20 protein-coding genes are annotated in these 20,996 nt (G+C 39.0%); 10 read left to right on the forward strand and 10 right to left on the reverse strand.

Features of this window, described 5'->3' with window-relative positions; translation table 11 throughout:
- The first annotated feature begins 626 nt into the window (after positions 1-626).
- The 4 genes from H4J70_RS03090 to H4J70_RS03105 all read left to right on the forward strand — a co-directional run bounded on the left by H4J70_RS03090 (position 627) and on the right by H4J70_RS03105 (position 5,332).
- On the forward strand, positions 627-1,907 hold the full coding sequence (locus H4J70_RS03090) for a GGDEF domain-containing protein (RefSeq protein ID WP_259367989.1): 1,281 nt from the start codon (positions 627-629) through the stop codon (positions 1,905-1,907).
- A 682-nt stretch (positions 1,908-2,589) separates the two neighbouring features.
- Positions 2,590-4,314 carry an acetolactate synthase 3 large subunit gene (locus H4J70_RS03095; RefSeq protein WP_070373994.1) on the forward strand — a complete coding sequence of 575 codons (1,725 nt, stop codon included), beginning with the start codon at positions 2,590-2,592 and terminating at the stop codon, positions 4,312-4,314.
- Positions 4,314-4,811 (forward strand): acetolactate synthase small subunit, encoded by a 498-nt coding sequence (ilvN, locus tag H4J70_RS03100; protein WP_070373995.1) that lies wholly within the window; start codon positions 4,314-4,316, stop codon positions 4,809-4,811. The genes H4J70_RS03095 and ilvN overlap by 1 nt, the downstream gene beginning before the upstream one ends.
- A gap of 80 nt (positions 4,812-4,891) precedes the next feature.
- Positions 4,892-5,332, forward strand: coding sequence for a GNAT family N-acetyltransferase (locus H4J70_RS03105; protein WP_182215734.1), 441 nt, complete (start codon positions 4,892-4,894; stop codon positions 5,330-5,332).
- Between the two features lie 4 nt (positions 5,333-5,336).
- Here H4J70_RS03105 and folD read toward each other — a convergent pair whose 3' ends face one another.
- The 10 genes from folD to H4J70_RS03155 form a co-directional block, all read right to left on the reverse strand.
- Positions 5,337-6,197 (reverse strand): bifunctional methylenetetrahydrofolate dehydrogenase/methenyltetrahydrofolate cyclohydrolase FolD, encoded by an 861-nt coding sequence (gene folD, locus H4J70_RS03110; protein ID WP_182215732.1) that lies wholly within the window; start codon positions 6,195-6,197, stop codon positions 5,337-5,339.
- A 141-nt stretch (positions 6,198-6,338) separates the two neighbouring features.
- On the reverse strand, positions 6,339-6,848 hold the full coding sequence (locus tag H4J70_RS03115) for a YcgN family cysteine cluster protein (protein WP_070373998.1): 510 nt from the start codon (positions 6,846-6,848) through the stop codon (positions 6,339-6,341).
- 42 nt (positions 6,849-6,890) lie between these two features.
- Complete coding sequence (locus H4J70_RS03120) at positions 6,891-7,946, reverse strand: lytic transglycosylase domain-containing protein (RefSeq protein WP_182215730.1); 1,056 nt, start codon at positions 7,944-7,946, stop codon at positions 6,891-6,893.
- A 10-nt stretch (positions 7,947-7,956) separates the two neighbouring features.
- The gene (locus H4J70_RS03125; RefSeq protein ID WP_182215728.1) at positions 7,957-8,247 is read right to left on the reverse strand and encodes a YcgL domain-containing protein; all 291 of its coding nucleotides are present in this window, start codon (positions 8,245-8,247) and stop codon (positions 7,957-7,959) included.
- Positions 8,248-8,299: 52 nt separating this feature from the next.
- Positions 8,300-9,439 carry a ribonuclease D gene (gene rnd / locus H4J70_RS03130; protein ID WP_070374001.1) on the reverse strand — a complete coding sequence of 380 codons (1,140 nt, stop codon included), beginning with the start codon at positions 9,437-9,439 and terminating at the stop codon, positions 8,300-8,302.
- Between the two features lie 52 nt (positions 9,440-9,491).
- The gene (gene rluB, locus H4J70_RS03135) at positions 9,492-10,352 is read right to left on the reverse strand and encodes a 23S rRNA pseudouridine(2605) synthase RluB (protein WP_070374002.1); all 861 of its coding nucleotides are present in this window, start codon (positions 10,350-10,352) and stop codon (positions 9,492-9,494) included.
- A 110-nt stretch (positions 10,353-10,462) separates the two neighbouring features.
- Entirely contained in the window at positions 10,463-11,044 is a 582-nt protein-coding gene (gene scpB / locus H4J70_RS03140; protein WP_182250611.1) for an SMC-Scp complex subunit ScpB, read from the reverse strand.
- Positions 11,041-11,850: a ScpA family protein gene (locus H4J70_RS03145; protein ID WP_182215747.1), complete on the reverse strand. Its 810-nt coding sequence runs from the start codon at positions 11,848-11,850 to the stop codon at positions 11,041-11,043. The genes scpB and H4J70_RS03145 overlap by 4 nt, the downstream gene beginning before the upstream one ends.
- Before the next feature lie 60 nt (positions 11,851-11,910).
- Positions 11,911-12,531 carry an L-threonylcarbamoyladenylate synthase gene (locus H4J70_RS03150; RefSeq protein WP_070374004.1) on the reverse strand — a complete coding sequence of 207 codons (621 nt, stop codon included), beginning with the start codon at positions 12,529-12,531 and terminating at the stop codon, positions 11,911-11,913.
- A 133-nt stretch (positions 12,532-12,664) separates the two neighbouring features.
- Entirely contained in the window at positions 12,665-13,549 is an 885-nt protein-coding gene (locus tag H4J70_RS03155) for an RNase RNM (RefSeq protein WP_182215725.1), read from the reverse strand.
- A gap of 329 nt (positions 13,550-13,878) precedes the next feature.
- Here H4J70_RS03155 and H4J70_RS03160 point away from each other — a divergent pair, with 329 nt between their 5' ends.
- From H4J70_RS03160 to trpA, 6 genes are all read left to right on the forward strand, one after another.
- Positions 13,879-15,543, forward strand: a complete 1,665-nt coding sequence (locus H4J70_RS03160) for an anthranilate synthase component 1 (RefSeq protein WP_182243485.1) — start codon at positions 13,879-13,881, stop codon at positions 15,541-15,543.
- A complete protein-coding gene (locus tag H4J70_RS03165; RefSeq protein WP_182250612.1) occupies positions 15,536-16,198 on the forward strand; it encodes an aminodeoxychorismate/anthranilate synthase component II in 663 nt (220 codons plus the stop codon). Before H4J70_RS03160 ends, H4J70_RS03165 begins: the two co-directional genes overlap by 8 nt.
- A complete protein-coding gene (gene trpD / locus H4J70_RS03170; RefSeq protein ID WP_182215719.1) occupies positions 16,191-17,222 on the forward strand; it encodes an anthranilate phosphoribosyltransferase in 1,032 nt (343 codons plus the stop codon). Before H4J70_RS03165 ends, trpD begins: the two co-directional genes overlap by 8 nt.
- Position 17,223: 1 nt before the next feature.
- On the forward strand, positions 17,224-18,612 hold the full coding sequence (gene trpCF, locus H4J70_RS03175; protein ID WP_182250613.1) for a bifunctional indole-3-glycerol-phosphate synthase TrpC/phosphoribosylanthranilate isomerase TrpF: 1,389 nt from the start codon (positions 17,224-17,226) through the stop codon (positions 18,610-18,612).
- A gap of 93 nt (positions 18,613-18,705) precedes the next feature.
- Positions 18,706-19,953 carry a tryptophan synthase subunit beta gene (trpB, locus tag H4J70_RS03180; RefSeq protein ID WP_182250614.1) on the forward strand — a complete coding sequence of 416 codons (1,248 nt, stop codon included), beginning with the start codon at positions 18,706-18,708 and terminating at the stop codon, positions 19,951-19,953.
- Positions 19,950-20,804 carry a tryptophan synthase subunit alpha gene (gene trpA, locus H4J70_RS03185; RefSeq protein WP_404842392.1) on the forward strand — a complete coding sequence of 285 codons (855 nt, stop codon included), beginning with the start codon at positions 19,950-19,952 and terminating at the stop codon, positions 20,802-20,804. Before trpB ends, trpA begins: the two co-directional genes overlap by 4 nt.
- Positions 20,805-20,996: the final 192 nt, after the last annotated feature.

A 20,996-nucleotide genomic window follows, 5' to 3' on the forward strand; every position in this document is an offset into this window, starting at 1 on the left:
GAAGGTATATTCACGGGCGCGGTCGGCACCGCAGAGCATTTGTGTGAATTTACTGAGCACGTGGGGTTAAAGCGCGCACACGGTAAAGCAAATGCTCAAGCTTGTTTGAATAGCGCGTAAACATAACTACATACTAAGACAGCAAGAAAAATACAGCTACCTTGGGGGAGAAGTAAAGCTTGCCTGAAATTCACTCATTTAATCAAAACATATAAAAGTCGATATACAAAGGCTTACAAGATGAAATACATACATTGTTGTTGGCCAATGGATAGCTGTGTTTCAGTGCCTTATTATTGTGCAGCATTATCATGGGTGGCATAGTAACTTTTTAATGCGTAGAATTATCATGGCTGGCATAATAATTTCACTCATTTAATCAACATCTATAAAAGTCGATATGCAAAGACTTACAAGATGAATTACATGCCTTGTTGTTGACCAATGGATAGCAGTGTTTCAGAGCATTATTATTGTGTAGCATTATCATGGGTGGCATAGTAACTTTTGCATAAAAAACACATTATAATTGTTAATACACATAACTTTATTGAGTCTAATTTGTACTAGCTTTTATAAATACATAATGTAATTATAAATCCATTAGTTTTAATTTTTTTAGGAGATTGGCAATTACCTCTAGTTTTTTAAAAGGCAAATTATCCAAAGACCTTCTGTATCGTATTTTATTAATTAGTGGAATATGTTCTGTCATATCAATATCCATACAATTAATTATCGAGTATGAATATGAAAAAAGAATACTTGATATTAACATTGAAGAAGTGGCTCACTCATATAAAGACATATTAAATTTACAAATATATGATTTTAATGATCCTGCTCTTCAAGAAACCTTAGATAGCATCGTAAATTTTGAAAGTATTTCTAGAGCAAGAATCAAGACAAAGATAGATGGTGTGGAAAATGCCATAAAAATGGAATCAGGTGAGCACCCGATAAATAGTGAAACATTTGGTTTTGGTTTAATCATCTCCGATGGGTATAATAATTTTGGAAATCCTATTTTACTTGAATTAGTTGCAAATTTGTCAATTGCAGAAAATAAAGTTGTAGATAAACTTTTTCTTATCGTCTTTTCTCAAGGAATTAAAACTTTTATTGTATCGTTGTTTATCTTACTTTTTATTCATCAGTTAGTAATTAGGCACATACAAGAAATATCTAATTGGTTTGCTCTTTATGATCCAACATCCCCATTCACTCCCTTAAAAATCAATCCTAAGAGCAAAAAGAATAATGAATTAGATAACTTAAAAATATCTGTTAATGAAATGGGAAAACAAATATATCAACATGCAAGTTCACTAGAAAATATAGTTGCTCAACGAACTGAAGAATTAGAAAAATCTAAAAGCGAACTTGAAAAACTAGCATTCACCGACCATTTAACTGGTATCGCCAATCGAAATGCTTTTTTTAAGCAAGCTGATGAAGAGCTGGGTCGAGCTAGACGTTTGTCTTACGAGCTAGGTTTAATGATGCTAGACCTTGATAATTTTAAATCCATTAATGACAACTATGGCCATGATGCTGGTGATGAAGTGTTGAAAGTCATTTCAAAAGCAATGAATGATTGCCTACGTAAGCAGGATACATTGGGTCGTATAGGTGGAGAAGAGTTTGCAGTTATAGTTCCCGGTACAGATAAAGTTGGTATGCACAGGTTAGCAAAGCGTCTTCAAGCTTCTATAGAATTACAAAAATTTTCATTTTTAGGGGAAAATAAAAAGGTTACTGTCAGTATCGGCTACACCAAAGTTAACCAAAATGAGTTGTTTAAATCAGCACTTAAACGAGCTGACGAGCACCTTTATACAGCTAAAAATAACGGAAGAAACCAATTTATTACAGATAAAGAATTTGTGCCAAGCATTGTAGGCTAAATGTAAAACTCTATCGACTGCAATAGGCTCTGATTTGCTGTTAGTAGCTCATAAACTAATGTCAGCAATTTACTATCAGTAGGCCTAAAAAACAACCAGTTGCTAACGCAAACAATGCACACGCAGAAGACGTTAACACCGTCATTTCAGGATGTGTTTCGAATGATTATTAAGGTTCACTTATGCCAGTTGAAGTCAGGTTCCAACTTTATTTAGAGTGTCTCTGGTACTTTATTAATAAAAACTTACTGCCCCATTTGTTTCGATCTTTATTTAGCTTATTTAGATACTCATAAAATTAAATCGTTGCAGGCCAAACACCGCTAATTAATGATAAAAAAGCAACGTTGCTAGCATGGACTTATACCTAAATCATTAAGATAGAATTAAAATGTTATGAGTATATTCATTTAAATCGTAATAATTTATTGACAGATAGAGCAAAACATCTTAAAAATAGAGGCATAAATAACTTTTCTTCGGATTCAATTTACAATGAATGTTACATTTTTACTCATTACACTCCTCTCTGTCGTCGTGGTTATTAAACCATTGCGGAGTTGGTGTTGTGTGTAAGAAAAGTTATTAAATAACAAATACAATAAACCCTCGCTCTGCACAAGACCGAGGGTTTTTTTATTGTTGAAACTTAGTTTAACCATACTTTATAGAAGGCAAGCTCATGACAAAGAAGCAATTCACTGGTGCACAGATGGTAGTAAAAGCATTAGCGGCACTCGACGTGAAGTACATTTTCGGCTACCCAGGTGGTACTGTTTTAGATATTTACGATGCCTTATTTCAGCAAACAGACGTTGAGCATATCTTAGTACGTCATGAACAAGCGGCAACCCATATGGCTGATGGGTTTGCTCGGGCCACCGGCGAGGTAGGTGTCGTGCTTGCCACATCAGGTCCTGGGGCAACAAACTGTATAACGGGTATTGCTACCGCTTACATGGATTCAATTCCTATGGTGGTACTTTCAGGACAAGTACCGACCACACTTATTGGCGATGATGCCTTCCAAGAAACTGATATTGTCGGCTGCTCTCGTCCCATCGTTAAGCACAGTTTTAACTGCCGGGTGGTTGAAGATATCCCTAATATTATTGCTAAAGCTTTTTATATTGCTAGTACTGGAAGACCGGGACCTGTGGTTATTGAGCTGCCCAAAGACTTATTAATGCCAACCAGCATGGGCGAATTTCATATTGAAACTGATGTTAAGATGCGTTCATACAATCCAAGCATTAAGGGTCACCCTAAACAAATAAGAAAAGCCGTTAAAGCAATGACTACGGCTAAAAAGCTGGTTGTTTATTCGGGGGGTGGTGTCATTATCGCCAATGCATCAGGCTTGTTAACAAAACTTGTTGAAAAGTTAGATGCCCCAATTACTAATACCTTAATGGGTTTAGGTGGCATTTCAGGCACTCATAAAAACTATATTGGTATGTTAGGCATGCATGGTTCAGTTGAAGCCAACAAAACGATGGCAAATGCTGATGTCATTCTTGCACTTGGTGCTCGCTTTGATGATCGTGTCACAAATAATGTTAAGAAATTTTGTCCCGATGCCAAGATAATTCATGTTGATATTGATCCGACTTCTATTTCGAAAACCATAAATGCTCATATCCCGGTTGTTGGCCAACTTGAGGTCGTGTTACAACAGTTATTAGATGAATTAGCGGCAACAGACTTCGAGCCTAATAAAGAAGAAAGAATGCAGTGGTGGCAAGAAGTTAATAACTGGCGCGACATTAACCGCGTAGCTTATGTCCAAGAAGGAGACCAAATAAAACCCCAGCGTGTTATCGAAGCTATGTATAAAATTACCCAAGGTGAAGCATATGTTTGCTCTGATGTCGGTCAACATCAGATGTTTGCCGCACAATACTACCCGTTTGCTAAACCTCGTCAATGGATAAACTCTGGTGGTCTAGGCACAATGGGCTTTGGCTTACCTGCTGCTATGGGGGTTAAATTAGCCTTCCCTGAAAGTCATGTTATTTGCATAACGGGTGATGGCTCTATTCAAATGAATATTCAAGAGCTTTCAACGTGCCTACAGTACAACTTACCTGTGGTTATTATTTCATTAAACAACCGCTCATTAGGCATGGTTCGCCAATGGCAGGATATGGTTTATGGTGGTCGTCATTCATCTTCCTATATGGAGTCGCTTCCTGACTTTGTAAAACTTGCTGAATCATATGGTCATGTAGGTATGCAGATAAACCATTTAGATGAATTAGAAGATAAGCTAACCGAAGCCTTTGCGATTAAAAATCGTTTAGTTTTTGTAGATGTATTAGTTGACGAAAACGAACATGTTTACCCAATGCAGATAAGATTGGGCGCAATTGATGATATGTGGATAAAAAAAGGAGTAAAAGCATAATGCGCAGAATTTTAGCTGTTTTATTAGAAAACGAACCGGGCTCTTTATCACGTATTGTTGGCTTATTTTCTCAACGAGCCTTTAATATTGAAAGTTTGACAGTGGCTCCCACTGAAGATCCAAGTTTGTCGCGTATTACTATAGCAACACGAGGCGACGATAGAGTACTAGAGCAGATCGTCAAACAAGTTAATAAACTCATTGATGTCATCAAAATTACCGACTTAACCGAGCGTAGCCATGTTGAACGTGAACTACTGCTGATCAAAGTTTTGGCGATGAATGATAAATCACGCACTGAAGTTAAGCGTATTACCGATATTTTCAGGGGTTCAATTATCGATATTGGTAAGCAAGTTTATACCATTCAATTAACCGGCGATGCTGAAAAGCTTAATGCTTTTATCACGACACTCGCCAATGAAACAGAGATAATTGAATCGGTGCGTTCTGGCTGTGTCGGTATTGCCCGTGGTGAAAAAGCGCTTAGGATATAACGAACACTGAAGTTTAAAAACCAAGCAACCTGCTTGGTTTTTTGTTTTATAATAAGCAGCCAATCATCAAAAGACAGATAATGAAAACGACTTTTTCTCTCGCAACTAAAAGTGATAAAAAATCACTGATGCGTTTTTATAAACAGCAAAATTACAGCGCAGGCCTAATGGGTTTAGACAACGCTTACTTGCTTAAGTGCTCATCAGAGATTATTGGCGCGGTTATAATTTCAACGCTGTCAGAAAATAGCCAACAATCGTTTTTACATGCATTGGTTATTGAACGGGCCTTTCGACAACAAACGTTAGCCTCACAGCTATTAACCTCTGCTTTCACTCAACATCAACACCAAGAAATCTTCTGTTTTGCTGATGAAACGCTAAATCACTTTTATCTGCAAAATGGCTTTGAAAAAATATCTGAACAACAATTACCTGAGCCACTGCTAGGAAGATTTCTAAGAGTAAAGAAAGCTAAAAAAAATTTATTAGCTTTCACTTGTAAGCCGCTTATTTTATAGAAAATTAACCATTAGTGCTTGCGGCTATAAGGGTGTTTTTTAATAAGCAGGCAATGGTCATTGGGCCAACGCCACCCGGTACCGGTGTTATCGCACCACAAACCGGTGCAACATTAGCAAAGTCGACATCACCAACAAGTTTAGCTTTGCCGTTCTCATCTTCTATATGGTTAATACCGACATCAATAACAGTTGCGCCTGGTTTTACCCAACTGGCTTGAACAAAATTAGCTCGGCCAACCGCCGCAATTAAAATATCGGCTTGCTGACAAATACCTGCTAGGTTTTTAGTGCGGGAATGAGCAATGGTTACTGTGCAATTTTCTTGTAGAAGTAACAAAGCAACAGGCTTACCAACGATATTAGAGCGACCAATGACAACCGCATGCAATCCTGATAAGTCTTCGCCTAAATGTTGTTTAACCAATATAATGCAGCCTTGCGGCGTACAAGGCACTAATGCGCCTGGCTCGCCATTTAACAAGCGACCCGAGTTCATCGCATGAAAACCATCAACATCTTTATGTGGAGCAATAGCCGCAATAATAACGCTTTCATCAATGTGCTTTGGCAAGGGTAATTGTACTAAAATACCGTGCACCGCATCATCACTATTTAACTGTTGCAGCTCGGCTAATAATTGTATTTGGCTAGTGTCATGAGGCAATTTAATTTCGTTAGAAATCATGCCGACATCACGTGTCTGCTTTATTTTATTACGCACGTAAACTTCACTTGCTGAGTCTTCCCCAACGAGTACCACAGTTAAGCCTGGTACAATTCCCTTATCTTTTTTAAGGTGGGCGACTTGAAGCGTTAGTGTTTTTCGTAAATCAGCAGCTGCCTGCTTACCATCAATGATCATCTATATTTCACTTTATTAGAATTATAATTAGCGTTGGAACCATGGGCAACGAGTCACGACTCAATTAAGCGTTAGCCGTCAATCCTTGTTGCTATCACTCTTTGCACTTACCTTTTAGATAGAGGAAAGCAAAGCATAAAATTAATCGATATCATTTAGCGGCCATGAAACAATAAAATCTTCAAAATATTCTATCGCAACATCGTCATCTTTAACTATTTTTCCTCGAACCGACATCCCCGCTTTATGCATGGCTGTCTTTTTGCCGTTGTTAAGCAGTGGATGCCACGAAGGCATGCCACGTCCCTCTTTTAGACGACGATAGGTACAACTAGGCGGCATGAAAAAAACACCGTCTAAATTTTCTTGTGTTAAGCGCACACAATCAGGCACTAAAGTGGTACGTTGTTCGTATTTTGAACATTGACAACTTTTTTCATTCAGTAAATGGCAAGCAATATTGGTGTAATGAATCTGCTCACCTTCGTTGATATAAGTGGTTGGCAGTAACTCAGTTTCCTGGGTTGTTTCATCATCATCAATAAATTTGTTTAGACAGCATTTAGCACAACCATCGCAAAGAGACTCCCACTCAGGTCGACTCATTTCTTCTAATTTTTTGGTTTGCCAAAAAGGAGCTTGTTCGCTCATAAATATCTTCTCTTTTATTTTCTCTGGTGAATCGAATGAATTTTACTGAATAGGTGGAAATTTTATTCTGTCTGATAAATGACCGACCGAGCTAACAAAATAATAAGATAGATTCCAATGCATTAGACTCTTATAATTATTATAAGCTAAATAAACACGGCCATTTTCGTCATCAGGAAACACTAGTGCAGCCTTAATATCGACTTTAGGTAAGTGAGTACCATCGGCACGCCTAACACCTAAAGCTTGCCACTGTGCTAAGGTTTTTTCTGTTTTTTCCCAAGCTTTTAACCAGTTTGCTCGACTACCCGTATTTTTAGGAATAGCCAACGACTTATCGAAATCTGCTGGTAATTTAACCTGTCTACCCCAAGTTAATTCGTCGCTCCAACCTTCTTTTTTAAGATAGTTAGCCATAGACGAAAACACATCGTCTAAATTACCCCAGATATCTTTCTTGCCATCGCCATCTCCGTCGACCGCAAAAGCAACAAACGAGGTTGGCATAAACTGATTTTGCCCCATAGCACCCGCCCAAGAGCCTTTCATCTTTTCAACACTGATATGTCCTTGCTGAACAATAGTTAACGCAGCCCAAAGTTGTTTCTTAAAAAACACTTCACGGCGGCCTTCATACGCAAGCGTGGTTAATGCCGAAATAACATTATAATTACCCATGATTTTACCGAAGTTTGTTTCTAACCCCCATAACGCCACGATAAAACGGGGTTGAACGTTATATTCTTTACCAATTTTTGTTAACAAGGGTAAATGTTCTTTATACAGTGCACGCGCTTTATTAACTTTCCAGTCAGGAACACGTTTTGGTAAATAAGTATCTAAAGTTTCAACAGTTTCTGGCTGAGAACGATCGGCTTTTACCGCACGCTGGTGAAATTTGACCTGTGAAAAGGCGTTATTAACAAGTGCCGTGTCATAGCCCTTGTCCAGCGCTTCTACTTTGAGTTCGGCAACATATATCTCAAAACCCGCTGCGCTTAGATTTTTTTTTGCCGCTTGAGCAGAGCTAGTTAAACAAAGCAAAATACAACAACTCATTAGCACACTATATTTTTTAATATCAAAGCAAAACGACATGTAACACTCCTTAATCATCATTATTATTTTTTATTTTCATTTCCGTTTTATGTTGGTCAAGTAAGTTTTCTACGGGTGGTGGAAGCTGTAAGTAAAACCCTTGCTCATTTAAATTTGCTTTTACTTTTTCAATGTCTGCTAGTGCCAGCTTTTCTTTTTTTGCTAAATTCATCACAGTAACAAGTGTTGGCGTACCAAAAATCGACATCAAGGGTGCCGGTACTGATGAGAAATCATTACGTTGTTTAACAAAAAGATATGTTTGCGCTTTTTTAGTACTTTTATAAATGGTACACAGCATAAAGTAGACCTATGTTTTTAGTTGTAGTGTTTTAAAATGCCTAATAGACAGTTTATTTAAAATCATTTTTAGCGAATAAATTTAATTGCTCACCGAATAAGGTTTTACGCCAGCCCGACAATATATCAATTGATTCACTATACTCGGGCGCATTATGTAATTTAAAATGCCATGACAAAAATTGATTAATTTGTTTTTTCGAGGCTAAATTTTCAGGGGTAAGTTCAGCGTTTAGCGCTTGTTCAGCGACAAAGTTTTTCACTTTCTTAAAGATTTGTTTATAACCCGGATATTCATCAAGACGAAAAATTTTCTCTGGGTATTGACCACAATCTTCTTGCTCAGCCTTTTTTAAAACCATCAACATTGTTTTGCCCTTGTGGCGAACATCAAGCATTTCGACGCCTTCAAGGTTGGCCATAACCGCAACGTTATCAGGGTTATGAACCGCTAAAGCAAATAAGGTGTGATCTTTGGCAATGAAGCCTATCGGCATATCACGACTCTTCGCTTGCTGAAAACGCCAACTGGCTAAGTGTTGCAAGATGTAGAGTTGCTTGGCGCTGAGTTTCCAGCTTAACTTGATATTACGATATAATTTACTTTCATCGATAGGCGTAAATTTTTTCTCTATCAGTAAATCACTTTCTTCCTGCGCAGCATCGAGCCAGCCTTTTTGCTCAAGTTCATCACGAATACGCGGGTAAAGTTGAAATAGATACTCGACGTCTGCTTGCGCATAATCAAGCTGTTTAGCACTTAAAGGACGCTTCATCCAATCGGTTCTAGACTCTGACTTATCAACTTCTATATCAAGATAATGGTTGACCATTGCGGCATAGCCCATTGATAAACCATGACCAAGAAACGACATCATTATTTGACTGTCAATTAAGTTAACCGGACGACAATTTGCCGCAGTCAGAAAAACTTCTAAGTCTTCTGAGCAAGCATGCAGTACCTTGCAAATTTTTTCATCGGTTAGTAGCTGCCAAAAGGGTGATAAATCATCTATCGCAACGGGGTCAATTAACGCTAAATTTTCCCCGTCGTTCACTTGAATAAGACCTAATTTAGGATACAAGGTACGAGTACGAACAAATTCGGTATCTATTGCCAAAAAGTCTGCTTGCGCAAGTTTCTGACAAAGTACAACCAATGAGGCATGATCTTCTACGTAAGTTTTATTCAAGTTTATCCCTTAAAAAATTAATGACAGCTTATGCAACAATATCAACAAAAGACTAACGGCGACGACGCGTTGCTTGTTGACTTCTTTGTTGATGTTTTTTCACTGAGCGGCGAATACGACGGCTTTTGGCATTATCCATCACTTTTTCGTCCACTTTTACTTTGCTTTGTGTTTCAACAGGCAAACCCACTAATTTACGGTAGTAATTGACTTCAGGTAAAGCTAACTCAGTCCAACCACCATTAGGTAATTGTCGTTTCATTTCCATATCGCCATAGCGCACACGAATTAGACGGCTGACTTGAACTTCTTGGCTTTCCCATAAACGGCGAACTTCACGGTTACGCCCTTCAGAAAGTACCACATGAAACCAATGATTACGGCCTTCACCACCTTTGTAAGTGATCTTTTGAAACTTCGCCGGTCCATCTTCCAATTTAACACCCGCACGCAATGTTTGCAGCATGGCTTCATTGACTTCGCCAAAAACACGCACTGCATATTCACGTTCAACTTTTTGTGAAGGATGCATTAAGCGATTAGCAAGCTCACCATCTGTGGTAAATAACAGCATACCCGAGGTGTTAATATCTAATCGACCAACAGCAACCCAGCGACTATTCTCTAGTGGCGGTAAACGATCAAAAACCGTTGGACGGCCTTCAGGATCTTTACGGGTACACATTTCGCCTTCGGGCTTGTTGTACATAATGACACGACATAAATCGTCTTCTTTAGGTTTTAACTTAACGATGTGACCATCAAGACGAATTTGCTCACTTCCTTCGATGCGATCCCCTAAAAAAGCGGTTTTTCCATCAACACTGATACGACCAGCACTAATGAAGGTTTCCATTTCACGGCGTGAACCTTTACCGGCACGGGCAAGGACTTTTTGTAATTTTTCAGACATGGCTTTAACTCTCTTTACGTCAGTAACTTCACGGTGTTTTCCGCTACGTTGCTGTCTCTAAAATAAATAGTGTTTGTATATTTTTATTAATACGGGTGCTGTTGCTATAACTAAACCAATGCTTGCAAAGGTTTATCTATAGCGCCTAAATCAGCCATAGGCAATAATTCGGGTAACTGGCTTAATGAAGTTAATGAAAAATAATCTAAAAATACTTTTGTGGTCGCATATAACGATGGCCGCCCAGGCACTTCTTTATTACCAACCACTTTCACCCAGTTTCTTTCTAATAATGTTTTCATTATATAACTACTTACCGCTACTCCGCGAATCTCTTCAATTTCGCCGCGGGTTATTGGCTGTTTATAAGCAATAAGGGCAAGCGTTTCTAAAAGTGCTCGCGAATACTTAGGCGTTTTTTCTTTGGTGAGCTTAGCAACAAAAATAGCTAAGTCTTCATTAAGCTCACTAATCGTTTCAAATCGGTAACCTGAAGCAACCTGCACCAAGTTAACCCCTGAATTTTTATATTTTATCACCAATTCACCAATGACATCACGAATTTGCTGGTGATTTAGCTGATAATTAACTAATAACTCTGTTTTTATTTGCTTAACACTCAAAGGTCCATCACTAACAAAAAAAGCCGCTTCAATAAGTTTAGCTATTTTTATTTTTTCAACAGTTGTCATACTGGTAAACGCACTCTTAATTGACCAAAAATGGTAGTTTGTACACATTCTATCAAACTTTCTTTGATCAACTCTAAAATAGCTAAAAAAGTTACCACAACACCTTGTCTGCCCTCAACGACTGTAAACAAAGCGCTAAATTCAACAAAAGCTGAGCTATTTTCGGCAGCACACTTTAACTGCGCTAATATTGATGACATCCGCTCTCTGGTTGATAAAGATTCTTTTTCTATATGGTGATGTTCGAGTGCTTTGGTACGTTTAAGTACTCCTTGTAAAGCACTAACAAGTTCACTTAAGTCGACATCAGCCTGAAAAACGGCGGCTTGAAAATCTTCAGATAATTCAACATTCCCTTGAAAAAAGTCACGTTCAAGGCGAGGGATTTGATCAAGTTGTTGTGCAGCACTTTTGATCACCTCATATTCTTGTAAACGACGTACTAATTCGGCACGTGGGTCTTCATCCTCATCAGCTACCGCTTGTTTTGGTAATAATAAACGTGACTTTATTTCCATTAAAATGGCAGCCATGACTAGGTATTCGGCCGCTAATTCCATTTTAATTTCTTTCATCAATTCAATGTATTGCATATATTGTGTGGTAATGGGCGCAATAGGCATATCTAGAATATCAAATTTTTGCTTACGAATAAGGTAAAGCAATAAATCAAGTGGTCCTTCAAATGACTCTAAAATAACCTCTAAGGCATCAGGCGGAATAAATAAATCTTTTGGCTTATTAACCACCACTTCACCACGGATCAATGCCAGCGGTAATACTTGCTGAACCATCTCTCGTGGCATAGTTTTTTCTTTTGAATTAGCGGGCTGACTCACTCGTTATTAATCCATAATAAGTTGTAGTTATTCAAAAGGGCTTGGGTCGCCTTCACCGACTCGAATAACTTTCACTTCATCATCAGAAAAATCAATGACGGTGGTTGGGTGCTCACCCAAGTGCCCACCATTAATGATTAAATCAACTTGGTGCTCTAAAATATCGCGAATGTGCTCAGGGTCATACTCTGCTCGTTCTTCACCCGGCATAATTAGCGTTGTCGACATAATAGGCTCTTGCAGCTCAGCCAGTAAGGCTTGCACTATGGCATTATCAGGCACCCGAATACCTATGGTTTTTCTTTTCGGATTTAATAACCGTTTAGGTACTTCTTTTGACCCTTTAAAGATAAAGGTATAAGGACCTGGGGTATTACTTTTTAATAACCGATAGGCGCTGTTATCAACACGGGTATACTCAGATAATTCAGATAAATCTCGGCACACTAAGGTGAAATTATGATCTTTATCGATATTTCGGATATTACAAATACGTTCAAGCGCTTTTTTGTCGCCGATATGACAACCTAAAGCATAGCCTGAATCGGTAGGGTAAACGATGACACCACCTTGTTGAATAATAGCCGCCGCTTGCTTCATCAAACGACCTTGCGGATTATCTGGGTGTACATAAAAAAACTGACTCATAAATTTTCTCCACTAAGATGTTGATGTTAATTTCGGTGTTAATTTCGGTGTTACTTTAGGTGTTAATACGGTTGTTAAGCTTACTACTCACTTACGACTAGCTCGGGTATGCCTATGTTGCTCAATTAGTAACTCACTTAACGGCGTTAGGCCAAAGATCCCAAATGGGTTTCACCTGATCGGGCATACGTAAATTACGACCTAAATCACTCCATCGCGTTGGATAATGAAAGTCTGAGCCCATGGATGCATGTAAATCATATTCTAAACAAAAGCTTAGCATTAATTTTCGTTGTTCGTTAGCCATTTGCGGTAATACTATTTCTAAACCATCACCTTTTGCCGCTTTAAACTGCACCACTAAGCGGCGTAACCATTTGGTTGATAAGTCATATCTAACCGGATGGGCAATCACCGCATTACCACCGGCGTGATGAATCGCGGCAATCGCTTCTTCAATAGAACACCAGTTTGGCTTTACAAACGCGCGTTGGCCTTTGCCAATGTATTTATCAAAGGCTTTTTGCATATGATCAACATGGCCTTCTTGCAATAATATTTTAGCAAAGTGTGCCCGCGTTATAGAGCCTTGCCCTGCAAGCTCTTTCGCTTGCTCGTAGATGCCAGGGAAGCCACATTTGGTGAGTTTTTCACCCATGGTGGTGGCACGTAATTCTCTTGCTGCTTGCTGGCTGGCAATTAACGTTTGTAATTGTTCATTATTTTCATCGATGTTTAAGCCAACAATATGAATTTCAAAACCATGCCAGCTGGTTGATATTTCGATGCCATTGATGATGGTTAATGGATGATTTTTTTCTAGAATATAATCTTTAGCTATAGATAAACCTTTAAGCGTATCGTGATCGGTAATAGCTAAAACATTCAATTGGAAGTTAACCGCCCGTTCAACAAGCTCTTGCGGCGTCAGTGTTCCATCAGAACATTTGGTATGACTGTGCAAATCGACCCGTAGGCTATAATAATCAGCTAAATCAGAGGTTGACAATACAGTCATAATCGGTTCTTCTATAGGGGAATTAATTGCTAAGGCAATTTTACTGAGATGAAGACAATAATGATACAAGTAAAACAAACTATTTCGATGAATTGTTGGTGGCATAAATCTGCATAAGTGGGTTGTGATGTTTACTTGTACGTAAAAATTCAAAAAGCCTGCTTATTTCATAATGAGTGGGCTTTTTACTTTTTAGCTCAAAGCTAAAGTACTATGGCGAGAAAAACATGATTATTACGCGCGTTAAAAGTTGGTTTATATGGTGGCTATTGCCTATTTATGCAGGTTGACCATTAATTTAAATTAGACGTTAAAAGCTAGGAAAGAATATGAATCATCAGAATACGCTTACCATAGATAAGCAAACTGGCAGTGTTACCACACTATCAGAAACCGTTAAATATCAGACCGATCCCCTGGCGATATTTCACCAGTTAAGCCAAAACAGTGATAACAACTTATTATTAGAATCGGCTGAAATTGATAAAAAACATCAATTAAAAAGCTTATTACTTACCGATGCGGCATTAAAAATAACCTGTCATGGTAATCTTGTTACGTTTGAAGCGTTAACAAACAATGGTCAATCGGCCCTTGAGTTTGCTCAACAGCATTTAGCTGAACACGCTACGTTAAGCGTTAAAGATAAAACACTTAGCGCCATTTTCCCTGAACTGACTCAACAACTGGATGAAAAATCGCGCTTACTCGCTATTAATCCTTTTCAAAGTTTGCGCTTATTTAATAAGCTTAAAAATAGCAATAATCACCCTTTTGCGATATTTTTAGGTGGTGTCTTCGCCTTTGATATGATGTCGATGACCGAGCAATTACCGACAGTAAGCCAAGGTGATAATACCTGCCCAGACTTCGTCTATTATTTGGCTGAAACTGTTGTGGTTATCGATCATGAAGCGCAATCAACTGAAGTTATTGGTAATATTTTTTCAGGAGAAGCGGCCAATCATAATTTAGTGACAATTCGTCAACGGTTAGCCGATATAAAAAATATTTTGGCCCAACAATATATTGCTCAAGAAAGACCTTATGACAAGCCAATTGAAAAAAGTGAAGTTAGTAGCGACATCTCAGATCAACAGTTCTGTGACACGGTTAATCAGTTAAAAGAAAATATTCGCGCTGGTGATATTTTTCAAGTGGTACCTTCTCGTACCTTTACGCTAAAGTGCTCAAATACCTTAAATGCTTACAAAGCGTTAAAGCAAAGCAACCCTAGCCCTTATATGTTTTACCTAAAAGACAGCGAATTTTGTATTTTTGGTGCTTCTCCAGAATCTGCATTAAAATATCAACATAAAAATCGTCAAGTAGAAATTTATCCCATTGCCGGAACTCGTCCGCGCGGACTTAATAAAGACGGTTCAATTTCACTTGATTTAGACAGTCGTATTGAACTTGAATTACGATTAGATAAAAAAGAATTAGCCGAGCACACTATGCTGGTTGATTTAGCCCGCAACGATATTGCCCGCGTTAGTCAAGCAGGTACTCGCTATGTTGCTGACTTATTAAAAGTTGACCGTTACTCTCATGTTATGCATTTGGTCTCTAGAGTTTGTGGCACCTTAGCGCTTGATCTTGATGCTCTGCACGCTTATCAGGCTTGTATGAATATGGGCACTTTATCGGGAGCCCCCAAAGTAAAAGCGACACAATTAATTCGAGAAGTAGAAGGCAAACGTCGAGGGAGTTATGGCGGCGCGGTTGGCTATTTAACCGGTGACGGTGAAATGGATACCTGTATTGTTATCCGCTCTGCTTTTGTTAAACACGGTATAGCGCATGTTCAAGCGGGTGCCGGTGTTGTTTACGACTCAGATCCTCAGTCAGAAGCCAATGAAACCAAGCAAAAAGCACAAGCGGTCATTAATGCCATTCAACATGCAGAACTGTTCACTGTTGAGATCACTGCCGCACCGAGTAGCGACAGCGCTAACCTAAACAATCCGTGCAAGGAGAGTAATCATGCATAGTCATCAAGAACCCACTATTAATGGCAATGTTAGAATCTTCATGCTCGACAACCTCGATTCTTTTACTTACAACTTGGTCGATGAATTTCAATGTTTAGGATTTGAACCGACCATTTATCGAAACACTCTATCGGCAGATTTTATCTTTGAACAAATGCAAAAATCCACCGATCGAGTATTACTCGTATTATCGCCCGGCCCAGGAGAACCCAATAAAGCCGGCTGTTTAATGGCATTAATAGCCAAATGTGCCGGTAAATATCCAATCTTAGGCATTTGTTTAGGCCATCAAGCCTTAGTTGAGCACTATGGCGGTAAAGTTATCCGTGCACCTGAAATTGTCCATGGTAAAGCGTCGAGTATTACTCATCGTCAAACCGGTGTTTTTGACCAGATAAATCACCCCTTACCTGTGGCGCGCTATCATTCACTGATAGCAAGTGAAGTCCCTAATACCATTGATATTATTGCTGAATATATAACATCTGAACAAATCAGTTTACCAATGGCCATTGAGCATAAGACGGACGTATCCTTAGGATTTCAATTTCATCCAGAGTCAATCCTAACGACTTATGGCGGCACGTTATTAGCGCAAACTATTGATTATTTACTGGCTTCACCACACAAAGCAGCGGAAGGTTCTTATGAGTAAAATTTTACAACAACTTGTTGATGGAAATGATATTAGTCAGACTGAAGCTGAAGATTTTTTTAAAAATATGATCAAAGGTGAAGTTGAGCCCGTACTGTTAGCAAGTGTATTAACTGCCTTAAAAATAAAAGGCGAAACGGCTAACGAAATTTCAGGTGCTGCCCTAGCAGTAAGAGGCTCAGCAACACCATTTCCACAGCAAGAGCATAACGTTGCTGACTGTGTAGGTACCGGTGGCGATGGCGCGAATACCATTAATATATCAACTACCGCGGCAATTTTAGCCGCGGCATGTGGCTTAAAAATGGCGAAACACGGTAACCGAAGTGTTTCTAGCATGTCTGGCTCCGCAGATTTATTGGAAGCCTTTGGCGTCAATTTAATGATGTCGCCAACGACAGCAAGTGCGTGTTTAGCGCAAACAAATTTATGTTTCTTATATGCTCCGGCTTATCACCCGGGTTTTAAACATGCAGCTCCGGTTAGAAAATCTATGGGTGTGCGCACTTTATTTAATATATTAGGGCCATTAGTAAATCCTGCTTCACCGAGCACTATGTTACTCGGTGTTTATACACCAGCGCTTATCGATGTAATGGCAAAAAGTTTACTGTTAACTGGGGTTAAACGTGGTTGGGTCGTTCACGGTAGCGGTTTAGATGAAATTGCCTTACACGGCGAAACGCAAATTAGCGAGATAGCCAATGGTCAGTGTACAAGCCGAACCATTTCTCCCGCTGATTTTGGTTTACCCAGTTACACATTAGAAGATATTAAGGGCGGTACGCCACAAGAAAATGCTGACTATATTCGCGCAATTCTTAGTGGTAATGGCAAGGCTGCTCATAATGCCGCCGTCATTATTAATTGTGCCGCATTATTGTACCTACATGATAAAGCAACTGATTTAAAAATAGCCGCTAACATGGCAAGAGAAGTATTAGCTTCAGGTAAAGCATTAACGACTTTAGAAAATATGGTCGTGATTTCAAACTCAAATTTAGACTCAAAGGCAATGGCATAACATGGCAAATGTATTAGAAAAAATTGTTGCTGATAAACGTATCGAAATAGCGCAACGTAAAATTGATTTTCCATTAAGTGAATTTATTGACACTTTAGTACCCACTCAAAAAGATATGTACGGTGCACTTGATAGAAAAAAAGGTCACGCGCATGCTGGCTTTATTTTAGAGTGTAAAAAGGCTTCGCCATCGAAAGGTTTAATACGCGAAAATTTTGACCCTAAGGCTATTTGCCAGATTTACGATAAATATGCTGCCGCTATTTCTGTTTTAACCGATGAAAAATACTTTCAAGGCACTTTTGAATATTTAAAAATAGTGACTGACTCGGTAAATTGTCCAGTACTTAATAAAGATTTCTTTGTTGATGCCTATCAAGTTTATTTGGCGCGATATTACGGTGCCGATGCGATTTTATTGATGCTAAGCGTTTTATCAGACCAAGAATATAAAGACTTATCTGCTATCGCAGAGCAATATAACTTAGCGGTCTTGACTGAAATATCTAATGATGAAGAGCGCGATCGAGCCATTGATTTAGGCGCTAAACTTATTGGTATTAACAACCGAGATTTACGCGACTTATCCACCGATATCGCTCGAACCTTTGACTATGCGCCGACACTGCCTGCTGATCGCATCGTTATATCTGAATCGGGTATTTATACCAACGAACAAGTTCGCGAGTTAGCGCCAGCAGTTGATGGCTTCTTAGTGGGTAGTTCAATCATGGCAGAAGATGATATTGATTTAGCTTGTCGTAAACTTATTTATGGCAATAATAAAGTCTGCGGCTTAACACAAGTTGACTATGCCCAAAGTGCTGTTGATGCCGGCGCACAATTTGGTGGCTTAATTTTCGCTGAAAAGTCGCCAAGGTATGTTAACGAACAACAAGCAAAAATGATTGTCGAGCAGGTTCCCTCTTTACGTTACGTTGGCGTGTTTGTTAATCATGCCATTGAAGAAGTGGCGAAACTTGCACACAAGCTAAACTTATTTGCGGTGCAACTTCATGGTAATGAAACTTCACAATATATCGCTTCATTGCAGCCATTACTTCCAAAAGGCTGCCAAAGTTGGAAAGCTTTACCAGTCGAAGACGAAGTACCTGAGTTAATAAGTAATGCGCAGTTTTATGTCTTAGACGGCAAAAATGCCGGCAGTGGTGAAACCTTTAATTGGCGAGCGTTAGCCGATTCTGGGCAAGACTTAAGTCATTGTTTTCTAGCGGGCGGGTTGTCTATCGATAATATAGCGCAGGCGGTTAGCCAGAAAACAACACTAGATTTATTTGGTTTGGATCTCAACTCAGGCGTTGAAACAAGCCCAGGCGTTAAAAGCCGCGAAAAACTTCAACAAGTTTTCGCCGCTATTAGACACTATTAATAAGACCGAACACACAAATTAAGTGAATATTTATACGCTATAAATAACTCACTTAATTCATGTAACTCGTATAAAGCATTAGGAATAAAGAAAATGACAGATCAAACAATTACACAAGAGACAACCCAAGTAAAAGCAACTTTACCAGCCTATTTTGGCGAATTTGGTGGTATGTTTGTTGGTGAATTATTAGTTCCTGCCCTTGAGCAGTTAGAGCAAGCATTTATTGACTCACAACAAGACGAGAGCTTTTTAACTGAGTTTAATGACCTACTAACAAATTACGCGGGACGTCCGACCCCCCTGACCTTAACCCGGAATTTATGTAAAAATCCATTAGCTAAAATATATTTAAAGCGCGAAGACTTATTACACGGTGGCGCGCATAAAACCAATCAAGTCCTTGGCCAAGCATTACTCGCTAAACGTATGGGTAAAACAGAAATTATTGCCGAAACAGGTGCTGGGCAACACGGCGTAGCTACAGCTATCGCTTGTTCACTATTAGGTTTGAAATGTCGAGTTTATATGGGCGCATTAGACTGTGAACGTCAACAACCCAATGTATTTCGCATGAAATTAATGGGAGCAGAAGTTATCCCTGTTACTGCAGGCTCCGGCACCTTAAAAGATGCCGTTAATGAAGCTTTGCGTGACTGGTCTGCAAACTATGAAAACGCTCATTACTTGTTAGGCACAGCCGCAGGTCCTCACCCGTTTCCAACTATCGTTCGTGAATTTCAAAAAATGATTGGCGAAGAAGCTAAACAGCAAATCCTTAAACAAGAAGGTCGCTTACCAGATTATGTCATTGCTTGTGTGGGTGGTGGTTCAAACGCCATTGGTATATTCCATGATTTTATTAAAGAGAGCAGTGTAAAATTAATTGGCGTTGAAGCGGGTGGCAAAGGTGTTAATACCAACCAACATGGTGCAACCTTAGTTGCCGGTACAAAAGGTATGTTACACGGTAACTACACTTATATTATGCAAGATAAATCAGGACAAATAGAGGAGTCGTACTCGGTTTCAGCCGGTCTAGACTACCCAGCTGTTGGTCCGCAACATGCCTTTTTAAAAGATACGGGTCGAGCTCAATATGTGCCTATTAATGACGACGAAGCGTTATCAGCTTTTAAACTGTTAGCAATGAATGAAGGTATTATTCCAGCACTTGAACCATCACATGCCCTTGCTCACACGATAAAAATGGCGGAAGCGGTTACTGAGGAAACCGTATTTCTTGTTAATTTATCAGGGCGCGGTGACAAAGATTTAGCGCATGTGCAAACAGTATTACAAGCTGAAAATGAAGCAAAAATTCAAGGAGAAGCAAAATGAGCTTAGACACAACGTCAAACAAGCAGATGACCACACGTTATCAGCAAACTTTTGCTGAATTAGCAAAAAAGAATCAAGGCGCTTTTATTCCGTTTGTGACCGTAGGCGATCCAAGTATTGAGCAATCATTTGAAATAATCAAAGCTTTAATCGATGCTGGCGCAGATGCATTAGAATTAGGTATTCCATTTTCAGACCCAAGTGCTGATGGTATTACTATTCAAATGGCGGCATTGCGTGCACTCAACGCTGGGGTAGACACTGATGTTTGCTTAACTATTTTAGCAAAAGTTCGTGCTTACGCGCCTGAAATCCCAATCGGTTTACTACTTTATGGAAATTTAGTTTTTGCTCGTGGTATTGATGATTTTTATAAAGATATGGCTGCTGCTGGTGTTGATTCAGTGTTAATTGCTGACTTACCTTTGCGTGAAAGTGCCCCGTTCCGTGCTGCTGCACTAAAGTATGGTGTTGCGCCAATATTTATTGCTCCGCCTAACGGCAGCGAAGAAACATTAAAGCAGGTTGCAAAATATAGCTACGGCTACACCTACGTATTAAGTCGTGCGGGTGTAACGGGTGTGGATACGCCTAAAAGTGCATCGGTAGAAGCTACTAATCCTGCTATTCATTTAATTGAAAAGCTAAAAGCAAATAATGCCTCACCGGGCGTGATAGGATTTGGTATTTCTAACCCAGAACAAGTTAAAGCAGCACTTGCAACCGGTGCCGCTGGCGCAATAAGTGGTTCTGCCGTGGTTAAAATCATTGAAAATAATCTTGATGATAACCAAGCAATGTTAGCGGCATTAACACGTTTTGTTCAAGAAATGAAAGCAGCGACACGTTAATAATAAACGCTTGTTTATTATCTATAAAATTAAATAAAGCCAGCTGAATTAACATCAGCTGGCTTTATTTTTATCACTATGTTTTGTTAACTTGCTAATAAAATCTTATTAACTATCACGTTTAAATAATAAATATAACGCTATTGCATTATTTATCACTAGCGGACTTTTTAACTTCGTTAGTTTTTCAAA

Source organism: Colwellia sp. BRX8-9, assembly GCF_014077245.1.
Lineage (GTDB): Bacteria > Pseudomonadota > Gammaproteobacteria > Enterobacterales > Alteromonadaceae > Colwellia_A.

What these genes read in the sequence shown, in the direction of transcription:
- H4J70_RS03095 (WP_070373994.1), top strand. Translation starts at nt 2,590, where the DNA reads ATGACAAAGAAGCAATTCACTGGTGCACAGATGGTAGTAAAAGCATTA.
- ilvN (WP_070373995.1), top strand. Translation starts at nt 4,314, where the DNA reads ATGCGCAGAATTTTAGCTGTTTTATTAGAAAACGAACCGGGCTCTTTA.
- H4J70_RS03105 (WP_182215734.1), top strand. Translation starts at nt 4,892, where the DNA reads ATGAAAACGACTTTTTCTCTCGCAACTAAAAGTGATAAAAAATCACTG.
- folD (WP_182215732.1), bottom strand. Translation starts at nt 6,197, where the DNA reads ATGATCATTGATGGTAAGCAGGCAGCTGCTGATTTACGAAAAACACTA.
- H4J70_RS03115 (WP_070373998.1), bottom strand. Translation starts at nt 6,848, where the DNA reads ATGAGCGAACAAGCTCCTTTTTGGCAAACCAAAAAATTAGAAGAAATG.
- H4J70_RS03120 (WP_182215730.1), bottom strand. Translation starts at nt 7,946, where the DNA reads ATGTCGTTTTGCTTTGATATTAAAAAATATAGTGTGCTAATGAGTTGT.
- H4J70_RS03125 (WP_182215728.1), bottom strand. Translation starts at nt 8,247, where the DNA reads ATGCTGTGTACCATTTATAAAAGTACTAAAAAAGCGCAAACATATCTT.
- rluB (WP_070374002.1), bottom strand. Translation starts at nt 10,352, where the DNA reads ATGTCTGAAAAATTACAAAAAGTCCTTGCCCGTGCCGGTAAAGGTTCA.
- scpB (WP_182250611.1), bottom strand. Translation starts at nt 11,044, where the DNA reads ATGACAACTGTTGAAAAAATAAAAATAGCTAAACTTATTGAAGCGGCT.
- H4J70_RS03145 (WP_182215747.1), bottom strand. Translation starts at nt 11,850, where the DNA reads ATGCCACGAGAGATGGTTCAGCAAGTATTACCGCTGGCATTGATCCGT.
- H4J70_RS03150 (WP_070374004.1), bottom strand. Translation starts at nt 12,531, where the DNA reads ATGAGTCAGTTTTTTTATGTACACCCAGATAATCCGCAAGGTCGTTTG.
- H4J70_RS03155 (WP_182215725.1), bottom strand. Translation starts at nt 13,549, where the DNA reads ATGACTGTATTGTCAACCTCTGATTTAGCTGATTATTATAGCCTACGG.
- H4J70_RS03160 (WP_182243485.1), top strand. Translation starts at nt 13,879, where the DNA reads ATGAATCATCAGAATACGCTTACCATAGATAAGCAAACTGGCAGTGTT.
- H4J70_RS03165 (WP_182250612.1), top strand. Translation starts at nt 15,536, where the DNA reads ATGCATAGTCATCAAGAACCCACTATTAATGGCAATGTTAGAATCTTC.
- trpD (WP_182215719.1), top strand. Translation starts at nt 16,191, where the DNA reads ATGAGTAAAATTTTACAACAACTTGTTGATGGAAATGATATTAGTCAG.
- trpCF (WP_182250613.1), top strand. Translation starts at nt 17,224, where the DNA reads ATGGCAAATGTATTAGAAAAAATTGTTGCTGATAAACGTATCGAAATA.
- trpB (WP_182250614.1), top strand. Translation starts at nt 18,706, where the DNA reads ATGACAGATCAAACAATTACACAAGAGACAACCCAAGTAAAAGCAACT.
- trpA (WP_404842392.1), top strand. Translation starts at nt 19,950, where the DNA reads ATGAGCTTAGACACAACGTCAAACAAGCAGATGACCACACGTTATCAG.